The organism is Streptomyces sp. NPDC060198, from assembly GCF_042728415.1.
In the GTDB taxonomy this organism is placed as follows: domain Bacteria; phylum Actinomycetota; class Actinomycetes; order Streptomycetales; family Streptomycetaceae; genus Streptomyces.
The window spans coordinates 19,219-40,265 of sequence record NZ_JBHWZJ010000026.1; the positions used below are offsets into that span (position 1 = coordinate 19,219).

At 69.9% G+C, this 21,047-nt stretch carries 27 protein-coding genes; 2 read left to right on the forward strand and 25 right to left on the reverse strand.

Annotation, left to right across the window (positions count from 1 at the left end; all coding sequences use genetic code 11):
• Positions 1-375: 375 nt before the first annotated feature.
• The 12 genes from ACFWEP_RS06225 to ACFWEP_RS06280 form a co-directional block, all read right to left on the reverse strand.
• Entirely contained in the window at positions 376-1,494 is a 1,119-nt protein-coding gene (locus ACFWEP_RS06225) for a phage minor capsid protein (RefSeq protein ID WP_387366336.1), read from the reverse strand.
• A complete protein-coding gene (locus ACFWEP_RS06230; RefSeq protein ID WP_387366339.1) occupies positions 1,495-3,054 on the reverse strand; it encodes a capsid protein in 1,560 nt (519 codons plus the stop codon). It lies immediately after the preceding gene.
• Positions 3,041-3,244 carry a hypothetical protein gene (locus tag ACFWEP_RS06235; protein ID WP_387366342.1) on the reverse strand — a complete coding sequence of 68 codons (204 nt, stop codon included), beginning with the start codon at positions 3,242-3,244 and terminating at the stop codon, positions 3,041-3,043. Before ACFWEP_RS06235 ends, ACFWEP_RS06230 begins: the two co-directional genes overlap by 14 nt.
• Positions 3,244-4,539 (reverse strand): PBSX family phage terminase large subunit, encoded by a 1,296-nt coding sequence (locus ACFWEP_RS06240; protein WP_387366345.1) that lies wholly within the window; start codon positions 4,537-4,539, stop codon positions 3,244-3,246. The genes ACFWEP_RS06235 and ACFWEP_RS06240 overlap by 1 nt, the downstream gene beginning before the upstream one ends.
• An 11-nt stretch (positions 4,540-4,550) precedes the next feature.
• Entirely contained in the window at positions 4,551-5,027 is a 477-nt protein-coding gene (locus tag ACFWEP_RS06245) for a helix-turn-helix domain-containing protein (protein WP_387366348.1), read from the reverse strand.
• A gap of 57 nt (positions 5,028-5,084) precedes the next feature.
• Positions 5,085-5,567: a hypothetical protein gene (locus tag ACFWEP_RS06250; RefSeq protein WP_387366351.1), complete on the reverse strand. Its 483-nt coding sequence runs from the start codon at positions 5,565-5,567 to the stop codon at positions 5,085-5,087.
• A gap of 1,099 nt (positions 5,568-6,666) precedes the next feature.
• The gene (locus ACFWEP_RS06255) at positions 6,667-6,867 is read right to left on the reverse strand and encodes a hypothetical protein (RefSeq protein WP_387366354.1); all 201 of its coding nucleotides are present in this window, start codon (positions 6,865-6,867) and stop codon (positions 6,667-6,669) included.
• Between the two features lie 162 nt (positions 6,868-7,029).
• The gene (locus ACFWEP_RS06260; RefSeq protein ID WP_387366357.1) at positions 7,030-7,629 is read right to left on the reverse strand and encodes a hypothetical protein; all 600 of its coding nucleotides are present in this window, start codon (positions 7,627-7,629) and stop codon (positions 7,030-7,032) included.
• Positions 7,626-8,135 (reverse strand): hypothetical protein, encoded by a 510-nt coding sequence (locus ACFWEP_RS06265; protein ID WP_387366360.1) that lies wholly within the window; start codon positions 8,133-8,135, stop codon positions 7,626-7,628. Before ACFWEP_RS06265 ends, ACFWEP_RS06260 begins: the two co-directional genes overlap by 4 nt.
• Positions 8,132-8,707, reverse strand: a complete 576-nt coding sequence (locus tag ACFWEP_RS06270) for a hypothetical protein (RefSeq protein WP_387366363.1) — start codon at positions 8,705-8,707, stop codon at positions 8,132-8,134. The genes ACFWEP_RS06265 and ACFWEP_RS06270 overlap by 4 nt, the downstream gene beginning before the upstream one ends.
• On the reverse strand, positions 8,704-10,098 hold the full coding sequence (locus ACFWEP_RS06275) for a hypothetical protein (RefSeq protein WP_387366366.1): 1,395 nt from the start codon (positions 10,096-10,098) through the stop codon (positions 8,704-8,706). Before ACFWEP_RS06275 ends, ACFWEP_RS06270 begins: the two co-directional genes overlap by 4 nt.
• Positions 10,095-10,607 carry a hypothetical protein gene (locus tag ACFWEP_RS06280; protein ID WP_387366368.1) on the reverse strand — a complete coding sequence of 171 codons (513 nt, stop codon included), beginning with the start codon at positions 10,605-10,607 and terminating at the stop codon, positions 10,095-10,097. The genes ACFWEP_RS06275 and ACFWEP_RS06280 overlap by 4 nt, the downstream gene beginning before the upstream one ends.
• Positions 10,608-10,745: 138 nt before the next feature.
• Between ACFWEP_RS06280 and ACFWEP_RS06285 the strand changes: the two genes are divergently transcribed.
• On the forward strand, positions 10,746-11,006 hold the full coding sequence (locus ACFWEP_RS06285) for a hypothetical protein (protein WP_387366371.1): 261 nt from the start codon (positions 10,746-10,748) through the stop codon (positions 11,004-11,006).
• Positions 11,007-11,326: 320 nt separating this feature from the next.
• Here ACFWEP_RS06285 and ACFWEP_RS06290 read toward each other — a convergent pair whose 3' ends face one another.
• The 13 genes from ACFWEP_RS06290 to ACFWEP_RS06350 all read right to left on the reverse strand — a co-directional run bounded on the left by ACFWEP_RS06290 (position 11,327) and on the right by ACFWEP_RS06350 (position 20,690).
• Positions 11,327-12,100, reverse strand: coding sequence for a hypothetical protein (locus ACFWEP_RS06290; protein WP_387366374.1), 774 nt, complete (start codon positions 12,098-12,100; stop codon positions 11,327-11,329).
• Positions 12,101-12,375: 275 nt separating this feature from the next.
• A complete protein-coding gene (locus ACFWEP_RS06295; protein ID WP_387366377.1) occupies positions 12,376-13,128 on the reverse strand; it encodes a hypothetical protein in 753 nt (250 codons plus the stop codon).
• Between the two features lie 389 nt (positions 13,129-13,517).
• The gene (locus ACFWEP_RS06300) at positions 13,518-14,483 is read right to left on the reverse strand and encodes a DUF6011 domain-containing protein (RefSeq protein WP_387366380.1); all 966 of its coding nucleotides are present in this window, start codon (positions 14,481-14,483) and stop codon (positions 13,518-13,520) included.
• Complete coding sequence (locus ACFWEP_RS06305; protein WP_387366383.1) at positions 14,480-15,049, reverse strand: hypothetical protein; 570 nt, start codon at positions 15,047-15,049, stop codon at positions 14,480-14,482. The genes ACFWEP_RS06300 and ACFWEP_RS06305 overlap by 4 nt, the downstream gene beginning before the upstream one ends.
• Positions 15,046-15,813 (reverse strand): hypothetical protein, encoded by a 768-nt coding sequence (locus ACFWEP_RS06310; protein WP_387366386.1) that lies wholly within the window; start codon positions 15,811-15,813, stop codon positions 15,046-15,048. The genes ACFWEP_RS06305 and ACFWEP_RS06310 overlap by 4 nt, the downstream gene beginning before the upstream one ends.
• A gap of 70 nt (positions 15,814-15,883) precedes the next feature.
• Positions 15,884-16,072, reverse strand: a complete 189-nt coding sequence (locus tag ACFWEP_RS06315; RefSeq protein WP_387366389.1) for a hypothetical protein — start codon at positions 16,070-16,072, stop codon at positions 15,884-15,886.
• A complete protein-coding gene (gene ssb, locus ACFWEP_RS06320) occupies positions 16,072-16,578 on the reverse strand; it encodes a single-stranded DNA-binding protein (RefSeq protein WP_387366392.1) in 507 nt (168 codons plus the stop codon). Before ssb ends, ACFWEP_RS06315 begins: the two co-directional genes overlap by 1 nt.
• Positions 16,579-16,637: 59 nt before the next feature.
• The gene (locus ACFWEP_RS06325) at positions 16,638-17,081 is read right to left on the reverse strand and encodes a hypothetical protein (RefSeq protein WP_387366395.1); all 444 of its coding nucleotides are present in this window, start codon (positions 17,079-17,081) and stop codon (positions 16,638-16,640) included.
• On the reverse strand, positions 17,078-17,374 hold the full coding sequence (locus tag ACFWEP_RS06330) for a hypothetical protein (RefSeq protein WP_387366398.1): 297 nt from the start codon (positions 17,372-17,374) through the stop codon (positions 17,078-17,080). The genes ACFWEP_RS06325 and ACFWEP_RS06330 overlap by 4 nt, the downstream gene beginning before the upstream one ends.
• 289 nt (positions 17,375-17,663) lie before the next feature.
• On the reverse strand, positions 17,664-18,383 hold the full coding sequence (locus ACFWEP_RS06335) for a hypothetical protein (RefSeq protein WP_387366401.1): 720 nt from the start codon (positions 18,381-18,383) through the stop codon (positions 17,664-17,666).
• Positions 18,380-19,405, reverse strand: coding sequence for a hypothetical protein (locus ACFWEP_RS06340; RefSeq protein ID WP_387366404.1), 1,026 nt, complete (start codon positions 19,403-19,405; stop codon positions 18,380-18,382). The genes ACFWEP_RS06335 and ACFWEP_RS06340 overlap by 4 nt, the downstream gene beginning before the upstream one ends.
• A 74-nt stretch (positions 19,406-19,479) precedes the next feature.
• Positions 19,480-20,304: a DUF2303 family protein gene (locus ACFWEP_RS06345; protein ID WP_387366407.1), complete on the reverse strand. Its 825-nt coding sequence runs from the start codon at positions 20,302-20,304 to the stop codon at positions 19,480-19,482.
• Positions 20,304-20,690, reverse strand: a complete 387-nt coding sequence (locus ACFWEP_RS06350) for a hypothetical protein (protein WP_387366410.1) — start codon at positions 20,688-20,690, stop codon at positions 20,304-20,306. The genes ACFWEP_RS06345 and ACFWEP_RS06350 overlap by 1 nt, the downstream gene beginning before the upstream one ends.
• Before the next feature lie 60 nt (positions 20,691-20,750).
• Here ACFWEP_RS06350 and ACFWEP_RS06355 point away from each other — a divergent pair, with 60 nt between their 5' ends.
• Positions 20,751-20,882, forward strand: a complete 132-nt coding sequence (locus ACFWEP_RS06355; RefSeq protein WP_387366412.1) for a hypothetical protein — start codon at positions 20,751-20,753, stop codon at positions 20,880-20,882.
• Positions 20,883-21,047 lie beyond the last annotated feature (165 nt).

Below are 21,047 nucleotides of genomic sequence, written 5' to 3' on the forward strand. Positions count from 1 at the left end.
TGCCCTCCAGGGCGTGTGAATGGTCCGCTCCTGGCGGGCCTGGATACTGCGAAGGGCCGACACCCGGCCGGCCCTAAGAGGTGACCCGCTCCTGGCGGATCTGTGTTCCCGGCCCGCACCCGGCGGACCGAAGTCAGTGGAAGCAGCCCATCGCCCTGAAGTCCCGCTGTACGGTCCGCTCATGACGATCAACACGAAGTGGCTGCCGGTAGTCCCAGCTCAGGCCTGCCGCCGGTGCGGTGGCCCGGTCGAGCAGAAGTACACGGCTGTCGTCCGGGACGGCGTGGAAGAAGCTCTCCAGCCCAGCACGGCCACGCGATGTGGAGGCGCCGGGTGCAGTCCGTTTGAGCTCCAGCAGTTCGACCGCCAGCACGCCTAACGGGCTGTGCTGAGCTGCTCCCGGTGCCGCTTACGGGGAAGGCCGGTTTCCGCGACGAGCGCGCGGATACGGCCCTGGTAGGCCCGTACCTTCGTGTTTGCTGCCTGCTTCCGGTCGTCGTCCATCGCGCCGGCTGCTTTCCGCTTCCACGCGCGTACCTGCCGCTCCAGGTACCGCTGATGTTGCGTCTCCTCGTACGAGGCGCGAGAGGGGGTCGGCTCCCGTCGCCTGGTCAGGCCTGGAAGGTAAATCGCAATGTTGTGTCGGCAGTTGGGATGCAACAGGCCGTCGGCCCGCGCTTCGTCGAGTGACCCAGCGACGTCGACGTGCACCGTCTGGCCGTCCTCAGTTGCGTGCTCCATCTCGATGGTGCGCGCGCCGGCCGCGCCCTGGCGGGTGAGAATCTTGCCCTCCCACGGTTCACACCGGGGGCACTCCTCGGGCGCATCGCTTACGACGACCAGCTCGATGCCCGCTGCCGCAAGCCGATCGACATGTGCTTCAACGGCTGCACGTCCGACAGCCGAGCGGGTGGCCATCTCGACGTACGAGGTCATGTTCCATGCGCGCCCGGCCCTGTCCACGAAGCCGGTGATACCTCTGTCAGCGAACTTCCCAAGCGCCCGCGCCGCAGCCTCGCGCCGCGTCACAGCACCGAGCAGCGGTGCCGCCGATGCCTCCGCGATCACCGACCGGTAGACATCGACCGCCACCCGGAGAATGCGGAGGTGCACAGGGCCAGTCTCTCGTACGAGCGCGGCTGCGAGGCGATCGACGGCCGGAGCGGACGGAAGTGCTGCCGCCGCAGCGAGCGCCGGTCCCGTGGCGACCGCGCCGAGCTCGACGATGGCAGCCTGCTGGCCACGGTCGTACGCCTCCGCGAGCGCCTCGTGCATCGCGGAAGCCGCATCGACCTGGAGTATGGCGATGATCTCCTCGACCGCCGACCGCAGGTTCCCGAGAGACGCCAGCTTGAGCTCTGCCCAGAGAGGCGAGTCGATGCCCTCTGCCAACGCGCGGGTGATCCGGTCGATGAGCGCCAGCTCTGCCTCCTCGTACAAGACAGAGACAGCCGCCGCCAGGTCCTCGGACATGTTGGGGCTGACGGGCATCATCTACTCCTCGGCGTCGGACCGGCCCTCGGCGCCGAAGGCCGGTCGGTCCGCACCGAAGGCCAGAGGGTCCTCGACATTGCGTCCGGAGGCCTTCGCGATCCGCTCGACCTCGGCCTTCTGGTCGTCCTCGTTCCAGTCCGGGTGGACCAGGGCGACGAGGACCTCGGTAGAGGCGGCCTCCGCGCGGCGCAGAAGCTCGGCAGTCTCGGCGAGCGACTTGATGTCGTCCTGGACGGAGTCGGCGAACCGGACGTCAGGCCGCTCGACCTCCACGCGCGAGATGCCCGGGAACATGCCCGACGCTTCAAGGATGAGGAAGGTCTCGACGATGTCCGCAGTACCCACCGCTTCGAGCTCCGATTTGGACGCGCGGGTGGACATGGACCGGGCGGTGCGAGCTTTGATCTCTGTCGCCGTAACAGCTGGCCCCGCGCTGTCGTCACCGAAGGTCCCGCCCGAGTACCCCGCATTCCGGATCACCTTGGAGACCAGCTCCTCGATGGTCGCCTTGTGCTCGGCGTGCCTGATGACGAACTGGTTGGCCGTGATCTGCGTGTCCGAGGTCGGCGGGATATTCATCTCTGCGTAGACCTCGCGGTCCTCCCAGCTCGCCCCGCGCCCTGGCCCGTTGTTGGACAGGTAGCCGGACGGCACCAGAATCCGCATCTTGGCGAGCCGGATGTCTCGCATCCAGGAGGTGTACGTCTCGTCGATCGCACCGAGGAAGGGCTCAGCGCCCTGGTAGTCGCTGGCCCCAAGGCCGGCCGCGCCGGGGATGTCCCGCCAGTCCGGGGCGATCACCGAGTTGGGGATGTAGACCGCGGCGAGCCGTTTGCCGATCGGCAGCGATCGGGCGGGCTGGTAGCCCTTGGTCTGGGGGAAGGCGCTGAGGTCGATGGGCTTCCCGAGGTTCTCGGGCGTGCCCTCGTACAGACCGTGGAGGATGGCCCCGGGCTCGTGGCGCTCCAGGTGCCGGACGACCTTCTGCCCGTCCACGGAGATCACGGTCCAGAACGTGACGGCCCGCAGCATGTCGCCGTGCGCGAACTCGGGGGCTGCTCCGTCCGCGTGGACCAGCGAGATCCAGGGGCGGTCGCTGAGTGCGTCGTCCCAGACGATCCGCAAGTACTTCCCGCCCAGGGCCGCACTGATCTGCCCGCCCGCGAGCAGCGTCTTCCGTAGGCCGGTGGCCATGAGGTCTTCGAGGCGTGCCTGAGTCGCCTTGTTGGCGACCTTGAGCGTGGGCGGCTCGCTGAAGAGTAGGTCGGCGCTCGTCCGCGCGATGTCCTTCGCCAGCGGCATGTGGAGGTTGGCGCGCTTCTCACCGAGCGGTGTCGGCTCGCCCCAGAAGAACCGCGACACGCTGCCGACGAGGCCGCCGCGGTACTGCGAGGGCCGGTTCTGCGGCTGCCCGAAGCGCCCGCCCGTACGGTGCCGGTTGAGGTATCGGTACGACAGCCGGTCGGGGTTCGCGGAGTACCAGGCAGACCAGGTCTCCATGTCGGACCAGATCGCCGGGTCGATCGGCGGCCACGCGGTCCCACGCTCAGGGAGCGGCATTCTCGTCTCCCTCGTCGTCGGGCGGGTTGTCCAGTGCGTCGGCTACGTCCCGGTAGAAGTCGGCCAGCTGGGGCCGAAGCGTTGCCAGGTCGATCCGTTCGCCGACCACTGGGAGCGTGAGGTCCCCGATGTGGGTCTCCGGCATGTCGCCGACGCGGACACGGACGGAAAGCGTGATCTCGGCGGTCATCAGGCTGCTTTCTCCAGGTCGTCGAGCTTGATCAGGTGGCGCCACTCGTGCGCGGTGGAGTGCAGCCCGTACCGGAGGGCGTCGACCGAGTGGTCGTCGACCTTCAGCGGCTTGTCCTCGCCGACCTTCGCCGCCTTCTCGTCCCAGGCGTACGAGGGGAGCTCGGCGAGCAGGCCCTTGCAGGAACGGTGGACGTACAGGAGGTCCGAGCCAATCGCGACACCGACGCTGCGGATGCCGTCCTTGACGTCGTTGTTGGCCTTCGCTACGCCCTGGACGCCGTCGCTCCAGAGCTGCGTCATGAAGCTGGCAGCGCTCGGGTCGACGAAAATCCACTGCGGGTGGACTCCCTCGTCCCCGCCGTGCCGGTACGAGCCGAGCCACTGCCGTACGCCCTGGCTGTACTGGGCGTCTGTCAGCTGGCGCCGCTCGGCGCGCGAGTCGTGCCGGTACTCGGAGGCGACGTACAACCGGTCGTTGGACCCGACGCCGATCAGCAGCGCGCTGAAGGGGTTGATCGTGCCGTAGTCCAGGCCCACGCACATCCAGTGCCGGATGTCCGGCACCGTGTCGACGACGTGCTTCGTCTCGTCGAAGGCGTCGTAGACGATGCCCTCGGCCAGGCACCACTCGCCGAGCACGAACCGCTTGTAGAAGAGGCCCTGATATTCGATCTTCAAGTTGGCGACGTAGGCCGGCGGGAGATACGGGTTGTCGTCCAGGCTGAAGCTGAAGCGGTGGATGTCCACGGCTTTCGGGTCTGTGGACCTGACGACCGTCCCGTCACGGCGCAGGTGGAGACGAGCCTTGTCCAGGAACTTCTTCTTGAGCCAGTGGTTCGGTCCCTCAGGGTTCGTGGTCCCGAACCACTGGGCGTCCTCGACGCTGAGGCGAGTGCCGAGCATCGAGAAGAACGACTCGGGGAAGGTCGTGACTTCGTCCAGGTAGGCCCCGGCGAGCGTCATGCCCTTGATCTTGTCGGCGGCCCTTTCGTCGTTGGCTCCGGCAACGTAGATCGTTCGTCCCAGGATGACGACCTCGCCGGCCCCGGACTTGAACTGGCAGCGCTTGACCCCGACCATCTCGATGATCGGGTCGATGATGTTGCGCTTCAGCGTGCGCTCGGTCTTGCCGACCATGAGGAGCGCACCCGGGGGGCCGGTACGGATGTACCGCAGCCAGACCATGATCGAGGAGATGGTCTTGCTGCTTCGGACCGCGCCCTCCCAGAGGTTCCCGCGAGCAGTCGCCAGCGCGACGGATTGGCGCTGCTTGCCGACCAGGGGAGAGAGCACCGAGCCCCCTCTCAGCCGCCCATCATCGACTTGAGCCAGGCGTCAACGGCGGCCAGGCCCTCGGTGTCTGTCGCGGGCGGGGACAGCTTCAGCGACCGGTCGATGGCCATCCCGGCCGTGCCCATGAGCGCACGTTTCTCGGCGGCCGGCGCCTCGTCGAAGAGGTGGTCCTCGTAGGTGTTCTCTTTACCACCGAAGCTGTAGACGATCGTGGGCTTCCACATCTGCGCGCGGAGCTTCATGGCGTCGTACGTCAGGTCCAGGGCGAGCTGTGTCCGCAGCGCGGCCAGGTCCGCCTGGCGCACCTCCGTGGCCGCCTTGACCTCGGCCGCGCGGGCGAAGGAGAGGCCGAGTCGGGCTGCTTCTTCGCTGATCGTCCGGCCGGACCGGCCGAGCTCCTTTGCGATGACGTTGCGGCCCTTGCCCTCCGCGTGGAGTTCGCGGATGCGGGTGCGCTCAGCGTCGGTGACCGGGTTGGCCTTCGCCATCGGTCACCCCCGGGCGTGCGGAGGCCCGGCCGCGCGCGGGCGCAGCCGGGCCGGGGCCTACTTGTCCTTGGCGACCAGGTCCTTGAGCGCCGTCATCAGTTCGCTGCGGCGTTCGTCGGAGGTGAGCGCCTGGTCCCGCGCGCCCCACGACAGGGCGAACCGGTCGACCTGCCGCCAGTCGGTGCCCTCCACCTTGGACATCTTCGCGGTCCAGGTCGCGGCGACCGCCGCGGACTTGAACTCGTAGATGCTGACGGTGTCGGTGGTGATGAGCTGGGCGCAGTCGTTCGCGTTCGGCTCCTGCCCGGCGGCCTTGTTGGAGCAGCCGCTGGTGTTGTCCTGAGGGTCGCCGAGCGTCGTGACGCCGGTCGCGTCCGCGAGGCTGGCCGCGGCGGTCTTCGCGGTGAGGCCAGCGGCGGGCTGGCTGCTCGCCGGGGCCTTCGCGGCGGGCACGGACTTGCTCGGGGTGCTGGTACAGCCGACGAGTGTGAGAAGGAGCAGCGCTCCGGTGACAGCGGCCGAGGTGGTGCGGGTGTTCATGGTCCCCCCTGGGATGACGTGCTGAGGGGCCATCATCCTGCCCGGCGGAGTGCCGTGTCCGGGAATGCGAAAGGCCCGCATCGTGTGCGGGCCTGTGTCCGGGCACGCCGGACTTGGGGACAGGATGCGGGATTGATCACCGAAGTGCAAGCGCCCCGGGTACCGAAATCCTGATCGAGGTCAGCGCGTGCTCAGTGAAGAGCATCACTTTTCGACGGGTGAGGCACGAACGGCATTTGCATTTTGGGTGCCCTCAGGGCCGGGGTGTTTTGCCAGGTCAGTGGCTATCGCGGCGGGCCGGCCTTGAAGGGTGGAGCGCCCGTCGGCGCGTACACGTAGACTTGCACCGCCGAACTGAATCCCCCTGAACTCCGGTGGTCGAAGCCTGGGTTCACAGATTTCCGGTACCGCAAGGGCGCCGGTTGGATGATGGGAGGCCGGGGTTGAGTTCCGAGCTGGAGAAGCCCCGCAGACGGTGGACTGGTGCCGAAAGGGCGCAGGTCTGGTTATCTGCGGTGGGCATTCTGGTGGCGATCATCGCCCTGGTGGGGCAGTTCACTCAGCGCGGCTGAGTGATCCACCCATGAGAACGGTCGGGATCGGGAGCTGCGCAACGCAGCGAGCCCGGTCTGCTGATAGGCGACCGGGCTCGTGAACTGCGACGAGGGGCCCTGCTCTGGCCGGAGTGGGGTCCTTCGTCGTTCGGGCTCACAGTTCAAAACTGTCACCCATGCCCGCAAGTCTACAAGGCAGGCCCGTAATTGGCCGACAATTGGCGCTGGGTGGCTGGTTTCCGTCGCCCCGCTTTACCGGCCGTTAACTTGTCGTCCGTTGGTGGTAGCCGCGTAGGTTGCCGAAGCCACCATCACCGCGGCACTGGGGGTGGCGGCGGGGGCGTTCGTCGTGCATGGGTGTTGCTCAGCGTTCCTCGGCAGTCTTGCGCTGCCGGCGCATCTCGGTGCTGATGTCGGCGTGGGTGGCGCCGAGGTCGATCGCTGCGCCCATGGCGTCCACGACCGTGTGCGGGTCGGTGCGGGCTTCCGGGTGCCGTACTCCAGCACGGCGCGGGCGGTAGTCTCGATGGCGGTCTGACTGCCCATCACCGCATTTCGCTGTCCGCGAGCCCGGCAAACTGCTCGGTGTCCTCGTAGTCGTCCTCGGCGGCAGCGGCCTCCTCGGCGGCCCAGCGCGCCTCGTCCTCCGCGTCGAGCATCGCCTCCGCCCGCTGGTCGTCCTCGCGGATCTCCTCGCCGCTCATCACGTCCAGATTGCTCATCTCGTCGTAGTCGTGGTCGTCCACGTGATCCTCCTGGTGGTGCGGGCCGGGCTGTCCGGCTCCCCTCACCGCCCGGTGACACTCCGGGCGGATCGGGCAGCTGTCAGAGGTAGAGGCGGGGTAGTTCAGCTGGTAGATCGGGGTAGCTGCGGTGGTAGACCCGCAGGTAGACGGGGTTGGTAGCCGTCACGCGGCCTGCTGCTCGCCCTCGGCCGGGGAGGGTGCTGCGCCGGTGCCCGGGAGGTCGTCACGGTGCACCCCGTACGCCACCTTCCTGGCCACCTTCACGGACCGGCGGACCGGCACCCCGAGGAGCGGCAGCCGGGTGCGCAGGAGAGCGACCGTCCAGCCCTCTCCGTGGCCGTGCTGCTGGAGGTGCTCCAGCAGGGTCGCGAGGTGCACGCCGGGGCGGTCGGCGATGAGGGTCCGGATCAGGGCGAGGAGCTGCTCGCGTTGGGCCGCGGTCTCCTCGGTCAGCGTGGGCTCCTCGGCGGGGATCGCCCGGATGGCGGCCCAGCACCAGGCGGGGACGGCGGCCCAGAGGAGGATCGGCCAGTGCCGGAGGAGCCGCCACCCGAGGTACCCGCCGACGGCGAGGACCGCGAGGCGCAGCACGCACCCGAGGATCGCGGCCACGCCTTCGAGGTCGTCGCGGCGGCCGGCGCGGACCCACGCGGACGCGCGGTCGGTGAGGTTGCGGAGGAGCTGCTGCTGCCCGGCGGTGAGGGTGCGGGCGGCGCGCTGCGCTTTGGTGCCGTCGTCCGTCTTCTTCGCGGGGCGGTTCACAGGGCGCCTGCCAGGATGTTCCCGGCGCTCGTGCCCAGGTTGTTCGCGAGGTCGGGCAGGCCGGACAGCATCCCGGCGATGCCTGCGGTGGCGCAGAGGACGAATCCGGAGGCGAGTGCGCCGAGCAACTTGCCCTTCTCCTCCTTCGGCGCGGCCTTGTACGTCGCGACGAGGAGCACCATCACGAGGAAGACCACGACGCCGCCTTCGGAGCTGAGGGTGCCGATGGACCCGGAGGCGATCGACGCGCCGGCGTCGGTACCGGTGGAACCGGAGACGATCTTTCCTCCGACGCCGGAGGCGACTTGTCGGGTGCAACCGGCGAGCCATCCGGCGAGGCCGCCCGCGCATGCGGTGCCGAGGGCGCCGGTGATGAAGCCCTGGACGGTGGGGATCAGGTCCTTGATGGCCCGGCCGCCGACCCACCACTTGCGGAGCTGGAGGCCGAGGATGGCGAGGGCGAGGGCGCACCCGGCGAGGGTGGCTCCGGTCTGGGCGGTGTTCACGGGTGTACTCCGGTGATCCAGGTGACGGGGTCGTAGAGGTTGATGGCTCCGGCGAGGCCGACGATCGAGACGGCGAGGAGCAGCAGGCGCAGGACGGTGCCGCCGCCGGTGGTGACGCGAACGACGGCGATGGCGAGCGGGGTGCACGCGAGGGTGTAGGCGGCGCCCTGGCCTGCCTCGGCACGGGCTTCGGTGACGCAGCTGGCCCACAACGTGGCGATGCTGTCCCCGCCGAGGAGCGGCAGGAACGTCAGGCCGATCGCGCCGCCGAGCTGCCAGGGCTTGCCGATGGTCCGCACCCACGCCCAGAGGCGTTGGCGGCGGGTCGGCTCCGGCTCGGGCTCGTACGCCATGACGACGTGCACGTGCACCTGAGGTGCGGGCAGCGGCGCGGGTGCCGGGGCGGGCGGGGGCACGGTGGTGATCGGCGGCGGGGGCGGGACCGGCGGGGCGGCGGGCCCCGGGATGCGCCACGGCGGGATCTCTCCCGAGAGCGGGCCGCGGTCGGGGAGCGGGGCGCCGGCCGGGATGATCCGGGTCGGGGTGATCGGGGTGATCGGACGCTTCGTCACGGGGCGGTCGCTCCTTCGGGAGTGAGGGCGTCGCGGATGCGCTGGGCGCGGTCCTGGCCGATGCCGTACCGGGCCCTGAGGGGGCGGATCCCGGGCACCCGGTCGCCGTACTCGGCGCGGGCCGCCGCGATCAGCGGGTCCGGGTCGGGTACGTCCCGGTCCCCCTCGGGTACGCCGTCGTCGTCCTCGTCGGGTACGCCGACCGGCTCGGGTACGGGTACCTCGTGTACACCGGGTACGGGTACCTCGTGGTCGGGTACGGCCGAGTGCTCCGGGTCGGGCTGGGGGAACCGAAGGGACTCCAGGAAGGTGCCGTCCGCGACCCGCACGTGTACCTGCGGGGTACGGGTACCTGCGGCGGCGAGTACGGGTACCCGGCACTGCGCGTCCGGGTGCACCAGGGCGGTCGTCGTGACGTCGAGATCCAGCTCAGCGCAGGGTGCCTGCTCGGGTACGGGGGCGAGGGCGGGCCGCTCGGGACCGGGTGCCTCGGGGGCAGTGCCGACCGCAAGGGGTGTCGGGGACGGGGGCCCGGGTACGGGGGTACCCGTCCACGGTGAGGCCACGGGTACGGTCGCGAGCTGGCCGGAGGTACGTCGGGCGGTGAGCTGCTGGAGTAGCCGGTGCCGCTGCTCCTCGTCCGTGCCAGCGCCGGAGCGGGCGACGGCGGCGGCCAGGCGGCGGCGACGACCAGCCGCACGCCACCCGGTCGGCCGGAGTTCGAGGAGCGCGGCCAGGCGCACCGCGCGGACAGTGGCCCGGTCCCGCGTGATCTGCTCCGCGGTACGGTCCCGAACCGCGAGGCCGAGCCGGGACAGCAGGCGCTCGCGGAGCTCCCGGCCGACGAGCGCGGGCAGACCGGTGGACAGGGCGCCGGGCCGGACCACCTGGATCTCCAGGCCCATGGCGAGGTGCCAGAGCAGGCCGGCCGCGATGGGGCCGAAAGCCGCGCGGACGATGCCGCCCCAGACGCCCGACTCGGAGAACGCGGGAACGATCTGGATGCCGGTGATGCACCAGACGAGTACGCCCGGCACACCAGCGGTGCCGGCAGTCTCCTCCGTGGTGGTGGCGCCCTTGTTCGCGCGCGCCATGAAGGCGCAGGCGAAGAGCGCGAGCTCCCCGGCCGCGAACATCACGGCGCGTTCGCGCGGGTTGCTCATGCCGAGGTGGTCCTCGGCGAACCGCCAGGAGGTGTCCGCGCTGTACGCGGTGCAGACGGCGGCGCCGAGCCCTGCGACAACCACGGGCGCGGGCGGGAGGTCGAGGCGGCGGACAGCGCGGACGAGGAGCCAGAGGGTTCCGACCGCGACGACCAGCACGGTGAAGGCGAGCCCGGCGGCCAGCCAGGGGTGGCCGGCCGCCAGGACGAGGACCTGGTGCAGCGTCACGCTGCTCCCCCGTGGGTCGGGGTGGCGGCGGTGAGGATGCACATGGCCGCGCGGGTGGAGTGCGCGTTGCGGGCGGCCTGGGCGTTGGAGTAGTCGGCGGCGGCCTGGCGGTGAAGCTCGGCGACGCGTTCGGCGGCGGCCCAGCGCGCGGCGGCGGCCACCGCCTCGGTGCCGGCCTTCTTGAGGAGTCGCATGCCGTACTCGGCGCGGGTGATGGGCGCGGGCGGGCGCGGGTTGTCGACCCGGGGCATGTGGCGGAGCAGCAGGGCGTTCGCGGTGGCGGCGCGCGAGGTCCCGAAGCCGTGGACAGTGGACGAGACGCGGCTGGCGTAGGCGAGGCGGGTGGCCTCCCGCATCGCGAGCGTGGGCCGGGTCGTCATCAGGGCGGCCCCGATGGCGGCCATCAGGACGCGGGTGGGGTTGTCGAGGGCGGTGCGGGCGGCGGCGAGGGCCGCGTCCATGTCGGGGTCCGAGGCGAGGGAGAGAGGGGCGCGGCTACGATCGCGCATGGCTGTCCTCCTGAGAAAGCAGGGGATGGCAGGCCCCGGCCAGCGTCACTAGCGCTGACCGGGGCCGTTCCATTGGTGCGAGTACGACCGTAGCGAGAAGTGTGGACAATGTCCACACTTCTTCGAGAGGATGACCCCATGCCCGAGACGCCCGAGGGCCCTGAGCAGGAGGCGGAGTCCATGACGATCCCGAAGTTGGCAGAGCGGGTCGGCCGGAGCCGATCACTGATCCACCGGCTGGCCAGCACGCCGGCGGAGAAGTGGCCGGCCCCGGTATACCGGCCCGGCAGTACCCGGCCGGAGTACCCGGTCGCCTGGTTCGACGCCTACTGGGCGGCGCGGCAAGGCGGCATGACGCAGGGGAAGCGCACCGACCTGGACGGCGAGGGCGGCGTCTGACCGCACGCATCTGCGCCCCGCCCAGGTTGCCGGGCGGGGCGCAGATGTGTCGGCAGGCGATCGGTCAGGCGGCGGCCAAGCGCTCCCCGGCGGTCGTGGCATAGGTCGACGACTGTGGCCATGCCGGTGGTGCCGGGCCCTGCGAGGGGGTCAAGAACGAAGCTTCCCTCGGGGCGATGAGTAGCAAATGGCGCACCGCAGGAGAAAACTTGCAACCGACACCACGGTATCCATGAAGGACGGTGGTGTGCCTGGCCTTCGCTGCTGAGGAATTATTCGCTGATCGGCGACGGAGGAGAAAATCGAAATTGCATCTGGTTCTATCGCAGATCGCTGCAGTGTTCAGTCGGCTTTTCGTCGTTGTCCGCTGCTTCTGCTATGCAACTATTTAGTCGCTCATAATCGTCGACCTGTGAATTGTAATCATCAATAAGCTTGTTATAGTCATCAACATTCTTATTGTCGACGATAGTCAGTGTCACAATTAGGGCAAGGCATGCGGCAAGGCAAACGCTTAGTACCAAAACGACTGATATTGGGACCAGTCCTCGTCGGGGGTTTTCTTCTGCGACTGGGACGTGCTTGGCCTCGGCTCCGACGATGGGGGAAATGAGCCTGAATTTGCTTTCGTCCCCCTCTCCGTCCGCGATAATCGAAAAGACCGACTCCTGCGCGCCCGCGATCAGACAGGGCTGGATCAGAAGCTTCTTGTTATCGGGGGACAAGGTCCATATCGGCTGCGGGCGGTCGGCGGGCCGCGTAACAACTCCCTTTACCTCGACGATCGTACTGTCGTCAAACGAAATCTCAATAGGATTTCCTGCATGGAAAGATGATTCCGTGATCTCTTTCTTTCCGGCATTGCGGATCGAAACGTCAATGATGCGTGGATTTCTTAGTGCGGTTTCCTGGTGTCGAATAGAAAGCGCGCTATCGCCTCCAAGGGGTGCGGCCAGCAGTGCAGTGTTTTTCAGCCACTGATACTCCAAAATCGGCTTGCCGTTGACTATTCGGCCCTGAATGTATGCCGCTGCGGGTGCGCCCAGAATTGCCGTCAGGGTAGTTGCTATGATTGCCCACCATTCGACCTGCATAAATTTCCTCGATTCTAAGGTTCCTAATCCATCGCTTGTGTAGCCAGGCTCGGTACGTCGGCTCAACGCCCCTTCGGGATAAGCTAGTTGAACACCTTAGCGCTACATCTCGAAGCTTTCGACCTCCTCTTGAAGACGGGGTCTCTTTGTGGGCGCTGTAATCAAGTAACTTTGTGACGGGATAATCCCTTTTCCCGAGAGTTCATCCGAAATGTCCCGGGCTGCATGGACTATCGAATGGCGCAACTTGCTGGCCGTATCACGGTGCTGACGCTTTACGAGCACGTTTGTACCCACATCCGTCCACATTGCGTACAGCGGGCGGCGGGCGCGGTGCCGCCTCCGCCGTGGAGGTCTAGGGGCCCGCCGCACTCCGGGCAGGGTGCGGCGAGGCGAACCCGTCCGTCGGCGGTGTCGAGGGCGCGCTCGACGAGGCCGGCGGACGTGCGCGCGACCGCGTCGATGCGTTGCTTCTCCGCCTCGGTGAGGGGGCGCCAGGGGCCGCGGACGCCCTGGGTGCGGGCGAGGAGCCAGAGGGCGGCGAGGGATGCGGTGCGCTGGGCCCCGGTGTACCGCCACCTCCGCGGGTCCTTCCCCTGGCGGAGGGCGAGCTGGTTGCGGCGGCGGTCGTCGGCCTCCGCCGTACGACGAGCCCGCGGGTCCTCCGGCCAGGACCGGCGGGGCGGGGCCGGGGTGATCGGCGCGTGCTGGATCGCGGCGGCGGTCTGGTCGGTGAGCTCCAGGAGGCCGGCCTCGACGGTGACCATGGTGTCAAGGACGTCAAGGCGGAGGGGTGCGGCCGTCCACCCGGGCTGGTCCGGGCTGCGCTCCAGCGAGCGCAACGCTTCTGCGCGCCAGGTGGCGGCCTCGGCTTCGTCGTCGGACTGGTGGGCGGAGAGCAGGCCGATGCCCATGGTGGGGGGCCAGGTGGTGCCGCGGGTGGCGAGGGCGTCGCGGAGGTCGCGCCAGTCTCGGGCGATGGTGAAGAGGTGGCGCTCGGTGGCAGTGGAGTGGGTGGTGGTGGTCATCGGGCGCTCCGGTGTGCGTGGTCGTAGCCTGGTGATCACCGGGGGCGCACCCGTCCTGGACAGACGTTGTGGGTGCGCCCCTTCTGCATGCTCAGCTCGTCGCCAGGACGAACATGTGGGCGGTGAAGCTGATCGTGGTGCAGATGGTGATGACGACCAGCCAGCTGCGCGGAATGGTCACGGTGGGGCGTTCTCGCACGTCGTGCTCCTTCAGATTCAGCGGCGGCGTTACGGGGGGCCGTACGGGGACTGCCGGACTCCTGTTGTGGGTGGCCGTGTGGGCCGGTGTGGGCGTGTGCGCCGGTCCCGCCGCTCCTCGCCGATCAGCAGGACCACGAGGGCCAGGTCGCCAGAGAGGAGCAGCAGGACGGGGGCGAGGCGGGCGAGAGTCACGCGGGCGGAGGCGGGGCTGGTGCTTCGTGGTCGCGGTCGGGCCGGGGCAGAGAGAGAAGGCCGATCACCTGGTGCGGGTCCACGCCGGCACTTCCGGAGGCGACGGTGAAGGCCCGCATCGCGGCGACGGTGCGCTTGATCGCGGCCTCCGCCTGTACGGCGCGGGCGTGCTGCTCGTCGGAGTCACACGGCTCCATCACGGTTCCGGTGCACTGCGCCACGGTCTCGTCGATCAGGGAGACCACGTACTCGGCGGCGAAGTCATTGCCCTTGACGCGGGTCATGCCGGACCGGAGGAGGTGCAGCGCCCGGCTGAGGCCGTAGCGCTCCTTCTCGGCGTCGTCGGCGCGGGTGCGCATGTCGGCGATGTCCTCGACGACGCCGCGGATCGGCCCCATGCCCGTGCGACCGGTGGCAGCCTCGTGCATCTCGGCGATCGTCTTGCACGCGGCGAGGTAGTCCGCCTTGAAGCGCTCGGCTTCCTGCTTGGCCTCGACATCGGCTCGGCGCAGCAGTTCGTCGAGCATGCGTGCCGAGCCGGGCAGGGCGGCGTACAGGATGGTGTTGCGGAGCAGGTCGCTGGGGAACTCGACCTCGCAGGTGGGCCCGCAGTACTCGTGGTCACCGGCCTCGTGGGCGCGCTCGGTCTCTTCCCGGTCCGCGCGCTGCTCCTCGGTCTCCGGCTCCTCGACGGCGGGGAAGGCTCGGCGTCGCCGGGTGAGGTACGCCGTGAACTGGGCGACAGCGGCCTGGTCACCAGGGCTGAGGACGGTGCGCGGGTCGTTGCCGCAGCGGCCGGTGGGCTTCGGATCGGTCATGTCGTGTTCCTCGAAGGTGAGTTGATGCGACCCGGCGGTGCGGGGGCCGCTGTGGAACTTCTTGGCGCAGGTGGGGCCGATGCCGGCCGCCCTCGACTCGGCGTCGAGGAGCGGCCGGTTGCACACCCCGCACGTGTCACTCACGGGCAGTGCTCAACCTCGGTCTCTCGGGCCCGGCACGCCGCGCGCTGCTCTGCCTTGCACAGCCCGCAGTACGCCGTCCCGTCCGACTCGTACTTGCCGTGGACGGCCTGGTCGTGGCCGTGCACGCACCGGCCGGGGCGTGCGGTCCCGCCGGTCAGGTACCGGAGCTGCTCGCGCACCGCCTGTCGTCCGGGCTCGTCCTCGACGTGGTCGGGGGCCACGCAGTGCTCACGGCCGCATTCGGGCCGGACGTAGCCCACCGGGTCGCGGCCGGTCCTGATGCGGAACGCGACTGAGGCCGCGGTGTGCAGCTTCGCCCGGTAGGCGAGAACGGGCGTGCCTGCGCTGCCCCGGGAGCCGGTCCAGTCGACGTGTCCCCCGGCGAGCGGAACCGTCTTCGTCGCCCACTTCTGTTCGAGGGTGAGGGGCTGGAGCTGGACGGGCGGGATGTTGTGGTGGGCGCGGAGGCGAGCGACCCGGTCTTTGTCGCACCGGAGCTCGCGCCTGATGGCCGAGTTGGAGAGGCCCTGACGGAGGAGCGCGACGATGTCGGCCTCGGGGATCATCGGGTGCCGTCCATCGTGGCGGTGTCGAGGTCGTCCTCGTCGTGGACGAGGCGCCAGCGCTTGGCGGTCTGGTCCCATTCGATGTGTTCGTCGCCGGTCGGGTTGCTGATGTGGCCGTCTGGCTCGATGTGGACCGGGATCGAAGCGTCCACCAGGGCGTTGAGCCCTTCGACGGCGCGCTCCCAGGGGGCGAGGTCGGAGAGGCCGAGGGCGCGGCGGGCCGCGGTGGACTGGCCGGAGGCCGAGCTGAGGAGCTGGTCGGCGAGGCGGCGGGTGATGGCCTTCTCGTCGTGGGCGGCCTTCCGCCAGCGCACCACGTTGTCCAGCGCGCGGGAGAGCCGGCGGTTCAGGTCTTCGTACCGGCGCCGGCCGAGCGGCTCGCGGCCGCGGTCCTCCGTCCACCACCGGATGAGCTCCAGCGCCTGGGCGTGGTCGTCGGGGGTGATGGCCTGGAGGAAGGTGTCGGCCAGGCGCTCGCGGAAGGTGTCGCCCAGGCCGGAGCCCCAGAGGGTCCAGTCGATGAGGGACCAGAGTTCGTCGGAGTGCTCGACGGGCCGGACTTCGGCGGCGGCGGCCTGGTGCGCGGCGAGGGTGTCCTCGGCGGTGCGGCGGGCGCAGATGGCGACGATGTGGGCGTCGATCTCCTCGTGGAGGAGCCGTCGGGATTCCTCGGCCTGGCTCTCGGTGGAGACGAGGCGGCGGATCGTGTGGAGGTGCGCGTCGACCTCGTCGCGGAGGCGGCGGCGGGTGGTGAGTCCGAACATGGTTCTGCTCCTGGCGGTGGTGCCGGGGGCGGGCCCTCTGGTAGGACCCCAAGTCCGGTCGTACGGGTGATCAGTCGTGTTGTGCGCCGGCCGGGACCGGCAGTTGGTCGAGGGCGTCGCCGATGTCGTCGGCGATCTGACGCCACCGCGCGGCGAGCGCGGCAGCGGTGGTGTCGCGGGCAGCGGCGGCGACGAGGAGGGCCTCGACGATCTCGGACGCGTCTCGCGCGCCGCCGGGGAGCCGGAGGATCGCGGCCATCAGAACGGGGGCTCGTTGCTGTAGCCCTTGGCCGCGTCGACCGCCCAGGGGTCGTCGGCCGGCGGCTGGGTCGGGCGGGACGTCTGCGGGCGGCCCTGCTGGGCCTGCCCGCGCTGCTGGGCGCCCTGCTGAGGGCCCGAGGCGCCGGACGTGACCTTCGTGACCTTCGCCGTGGCGAAGGCCAGCGACGGGGCGATGCTGCGGATCAGCAGAGCCGTCCGCTCGTGCTTGGCCCCGTCCTTCTCCCAGGACTCCGTCCGGAGCTCCCCGGTGACGACGACCTCCATCCCCTTCTCCAGGCTCTCCGCGGCGTGCTCCGCCAGGCGCTCCCAGGCCGTGCCACGCACGTACAGGACGTCGCCGTCCTCCCACTGTTGGGTCTGCTGGTTCAGCCGGCGCGAGTTGAAAGCGAGCGGGATCGAGGCGACGGCCTTCGAGGACGAGGTGAAGCGGAGCTCCGGGTCCGCGGTGAGGCGTCCGACGCCGGTCATGGTGGGCAGTGCCATGTTGATCTTCCTGTTCTCGTGCGCGCGGAACCGGAGCGAACCGGTTCCGCGGTGGGGATCTATCGGGGGGTGTTGGTCCATGCTTCGACGGCTCGGCGGACGGCGTCGGCGGGGTGCCAGTACGGGGCGTAGCCCTTGGGGAGCGGCGTGTCGGTGAGGAGCGCGCGGGCGGTAGCGGCGACGGCGACCGGGTCGGAGTACCGCCCGAGACGTGTAAGGAGCTCGGGCGGGGTGTTCCCGCCGCCGCTGTCCGGCAGGGCGTACTGCCACTGCTCGGCGGGGTGCTCCCAGAACAGGAACAGGCCGTCCAGCCCGGTCTCGTCGTCCTCGTCGGCGTCCCAGCGGATGACCGCGGACAGCATGGTGGTGCAGCCCGCGTCGGGGCCGGTCTCGTAGGGGTCGGTCTCGGCGTCCGAGGTCCACCAGGAGCTCGGTTCCAGTCCGGCGCCGGTGAGCGCATCGACCACTGCGGTGATGTACGGGTCGTGGGGCAGTTCGGTCATCGGTTCTTCCTTCGTCGGAGGTCGGAGAGTCGGGTGACTCCGGCGGGGAGCGGGGTCTCGGGCTGGTGGGTGGGGCAGGTGGCGACGTGCGGCATGTGCAGTCGCTCCCACCCGGTCAGCGGGAGTTCGGCGGAGGGGCGGCGGGACCGGAGGGCGCCGGTGCCGTCGCGCCAGACCGCGGTGTTCCCGGTCGGGTCTGGGCCGGGATCGACGGCAAGAGGTCGGCCGGCCTCGGTGCGGGTCCAGCGGATCGGGCGGCGGCAGGTGGGGCAGTGGGCGGCTGGTGGGGCCATGGCGGTGTCCTGTGGGTGGCGGTGTGGGCCTGGTCGGCGGCGGTGATGCGCTCGGGGTGCGGGGCCTTGAGCGGGATGCGGACGCCTCCAGCGACGGCGAAGCACGGGCTCTGTGGGGCGGCGGTGCAGGCGGTGCACGTGGCGGTGGCGATCACCCAGTCGAGGCGGCGGACGTCGTGCGTGCGGACGCGCCAGACCTTCCCGGTGGCGCGGTTCGAGCAGAGCTCGCCCTGGGGTGCGAGGCACCAGGAGCAGCGGAGGGCGAGCTGGGGGAAGCGGGCGGTACGCATCAGGCGGAGTCCTCTTCAGTCGGTGCGGACGGGGTGGCGGCGAGAGCCGCGGTGGCGGCCCGGATGCGCTCCTCGGCGGCCAGTGCGTCGGCGGGGTCGATCGGCGGGAGGCCGGCCGCACGGCGGCGGGCGTCTTCGAGGCGGGCGGGGTGGACGTCCCGCATGCGGCGGCCGCGTACCTCGCAGCTGTTGCCGGGGCGGGCCTGGCAGATCCGGCAAGGGATGCTGCGGGGCGCGACGACGCCGGCGCCGACCTTGGGCACGCTCTTGCCGATGGCGGCGCGGGCGGCGGCGATGCGGGCGGCGTACGGTCCGGGGGTCTCGTCGTCGGTCTGGGTGCCGGGCGGGAGGGCCAGGCGCTCGGCGGTGCCGAGGGATGCCGAGGCGCTGCGGGGTTGGAGGTAGCCGTCAGCGGCGGCCCGGACGAGGGCGCGGCGGGACGCGGCGGACTCGGCACCGGTCTCCGACGGGTTGCCGTCGTAGACGACGTGCGCGAGCTCGATGCGCTCCTCGCGACGGGCCTTGATCTCGGTGACGATCTCAGCGGGGGCAACGAAGGGCTGGCGTGCGGCAACGGCGATGACCGCGGCGCGGGCATCGTCCACGGTGTACGGGGCGAGGATGTCGCCCCAGACGTCGGGGGTGTGCTCGTTGAAGCGCTGCTGCGGGCAGACGCTGGCAACGTACTTCGCGATGAGGATTGCTTCCTGGCTGTTCACGATGCGCCTCCCTCGGCGACTGCGTCTCGGGCCTTCGCGCGCTCCATGGCGCGGTCGAAGAGGTCGGTTCCACTGGCGGGGTCGTAGCCGGGGCCGGCGGCCGGGCCTGCGGGCCGTTGGCCCTGTTGCTCCCGCTGAGCGGCGAGGCGGAGCTGGTCGTATTTCTCGCGCAGCTTCGGCATGGAGAGGACGTTGCCTCGCCAGAAGGTGTCCGCCTGGCACCAGGCGATGGCGGCGAGGACTTGGTCGAGGGTTCGGCCGTCCTTGTCGATGAGGAGGCGGGCCTCGCGGCGCCACGTCTTGCTGACGGTGGGGCGTTTGCTGCCGTTCGCTTCAATGGCGTCGGCGAGGGCGGTACATGCCTGCTCGATGTCGTCCCGGGTGGGGGGGTCGTCGGGGATCTCGGATCCCGGACTATCTCCCTCTCTCTCGTAAGAGAGAGAGGTATTGGGGTTGGGGTTGGGAGCATCCGTTACCGGCCCGTGAGTATCGGTGTCGGTAACGGCGTTACTGGTGGCGTTACTTGCTTCGTTACCGCTGTCGTCAGCAGGGGCGCTATCGGGTCGCGGGGGCGGGGTGCTGGTGCGCTTCCGGCGCTCCTTGAATGCCCTCTGACGTGCGGCGTTTTTGTCGCGCTCGGCGTGGATCTGCTCGGCCGACTTCTGGTAGTCGAGGTAGTCGTGGATGACGTAGCCGTCGGGGGCCTCCAGCCACAGCTTGGCGTCGACGAGTCCGGTGATCGTGCTCTGTCGCAGTGCGGACGCAGCGACGGCGTGATTCTCCGAATTACCGGCCGGGTTACCGCCCCCGTTAGTAACGGCGTTACCGAGGGTGGCGGCGACCATGTCGACGACGTCCTCGAAGTCGATCAGCCTGCGAGCCACGTTCCTCGGGATGCGCCCATCGGTCAGGTTTCGGTTGGACCAGGCCAGCCCTTCAGCCCACAGGGCAACCCCCAGCGCGCCAACCCGCTGGAACTTGGGGTGGTCGTAGAAGTCGTCTGACAGCCGGACCCAGGCCATTAGGTGGTGCCTCTCGTGGGTGGTGCGGGGTGCGGCCGGCCGGGAAGGTCCGGCCGCACCGTGGGGGGAATCAGCTACGAGCGGGCCGGGGCGCCGTTCAGCACAGCGATGTGCTCCGGGATGCCGTCAGCGACCAGCGTTCGGATGTCCTCGAAGGCGGACGCAAGGATGTCGGCGGGGCGCTCGATCTTGAAGCCGAGCTTCAGCGCGCCTTCCTGGCGGTCCAGGCGGTACTTGAAGCGGGCGGTGACCCTGTACGCCTCGCTGCCCTCGAAGGGCCGCAGCGCGAGGATGAGGGTCGCCGGGATGGTGATGTCGCCCTTGTGGCCGGCCTTCCCGGTCTGCTCCTCGATGTAGGAGAACTTCCGGGCGCCGGAGTCGAGCCGCTGGGACGACTGGAACTCGGCGGAGGTGGACACCTCCATGGACTGGGCGAGTTCCAGCATCGTCGCGGAGTCCGGTTCGACCAGGTCCACGAGGTTGTCCTCGATGTGCTCAGCGAACTGGCTTTGGCTCATCAGCTTGTTGTCCGCGTGCATCCACGCGGACCAGGCGGAGGTGGGCCGGAGGCGGAGCTCCAGGCGGTGTCCGCCCCACCGGGGGGTCTCGGTTTCGTGGGCGTCCAGTACCGCGGTGATGGTTCGGTTCTCGACGTCCGCGTACACCTCGGAGGCGAAGTCGCCGTGCTTGTCGAAGTAGGCGAGGAAGCTGTCGACGTCGCGGACCACAGTGGTTCCGGACTTCCGGGCCGGGATGCCGGTGAACTCGGGTCCGGTGAGGTCGATCCGGTGCGCTCGGCCGTCCGGGGTGACGAGGCTGTACACCTTGCCAGGGGCGAGCTCGGCGGGCTTGGCCGAGCGCATGGCGGCGTCGATGACGGGCTGGAGGTCGGTCTGCATTACTGGGCGCTCCTGAGCTGGGTGGGGGCGGGGGTGGGCTCGACCTCGCGGAGGCCGGTGAGGACGGGCTGACGCGGGTCGGTCCGGCTGAGGTTGCCGGTGTCGTCGACGAAGAAAATGCTCTTCGGGCGCTCGGTGCGCGGGACCTTCGAGGTGACGGTGTCGGTGACCGTGACGGTCCGGCCGTCGGTGCCCGCGATCGGCTTGACGTCGATCTTCAGCGCGACGGTCCCGGCCTTGCCGGTCTCGCGGACGGCCTCGATGAGCTCGTGCAGCCGGGTGGACAGCTCGGTGTGGAGCTGGCCGCCGGACTGCTCCTGGAGGAACGCGGCGAACGGGCGGACGACCGGCCCGCTCTCCTCGACGGTGGGCTTCATGGTGCTCATGACTTCCTCTCGCGAAGGGCTTGTTGGGCTGCTCGGTAGGTGTGGGCGGAGGCTCGGCGCTTGCCGGAGGCGACCGCCCGCTGGTCGAAGAGCGCGCTGGCGCTCTGGGGGGACGGGGTGGACCAGGCCCCGGCCGGCCACCCGGGCCCCGGCGGCGGCTCCGGCACCCCGCGCAGAGCGGACGGGGTGTGAGCCGGGCACCGGAGGCCCGTGAGGTACGGGTTGATCCCGTCGAGGGCGCGGCAGTACCGGCGGTCGGGGCCAATCCAGTGCGTGCACTCGGGCGGGGTGTCCACGGCGGGCCTTTCGGGGCGGGGGTGGTGGCCGGGTGCGCGGCCGGTGAGGGGAGACACGGCC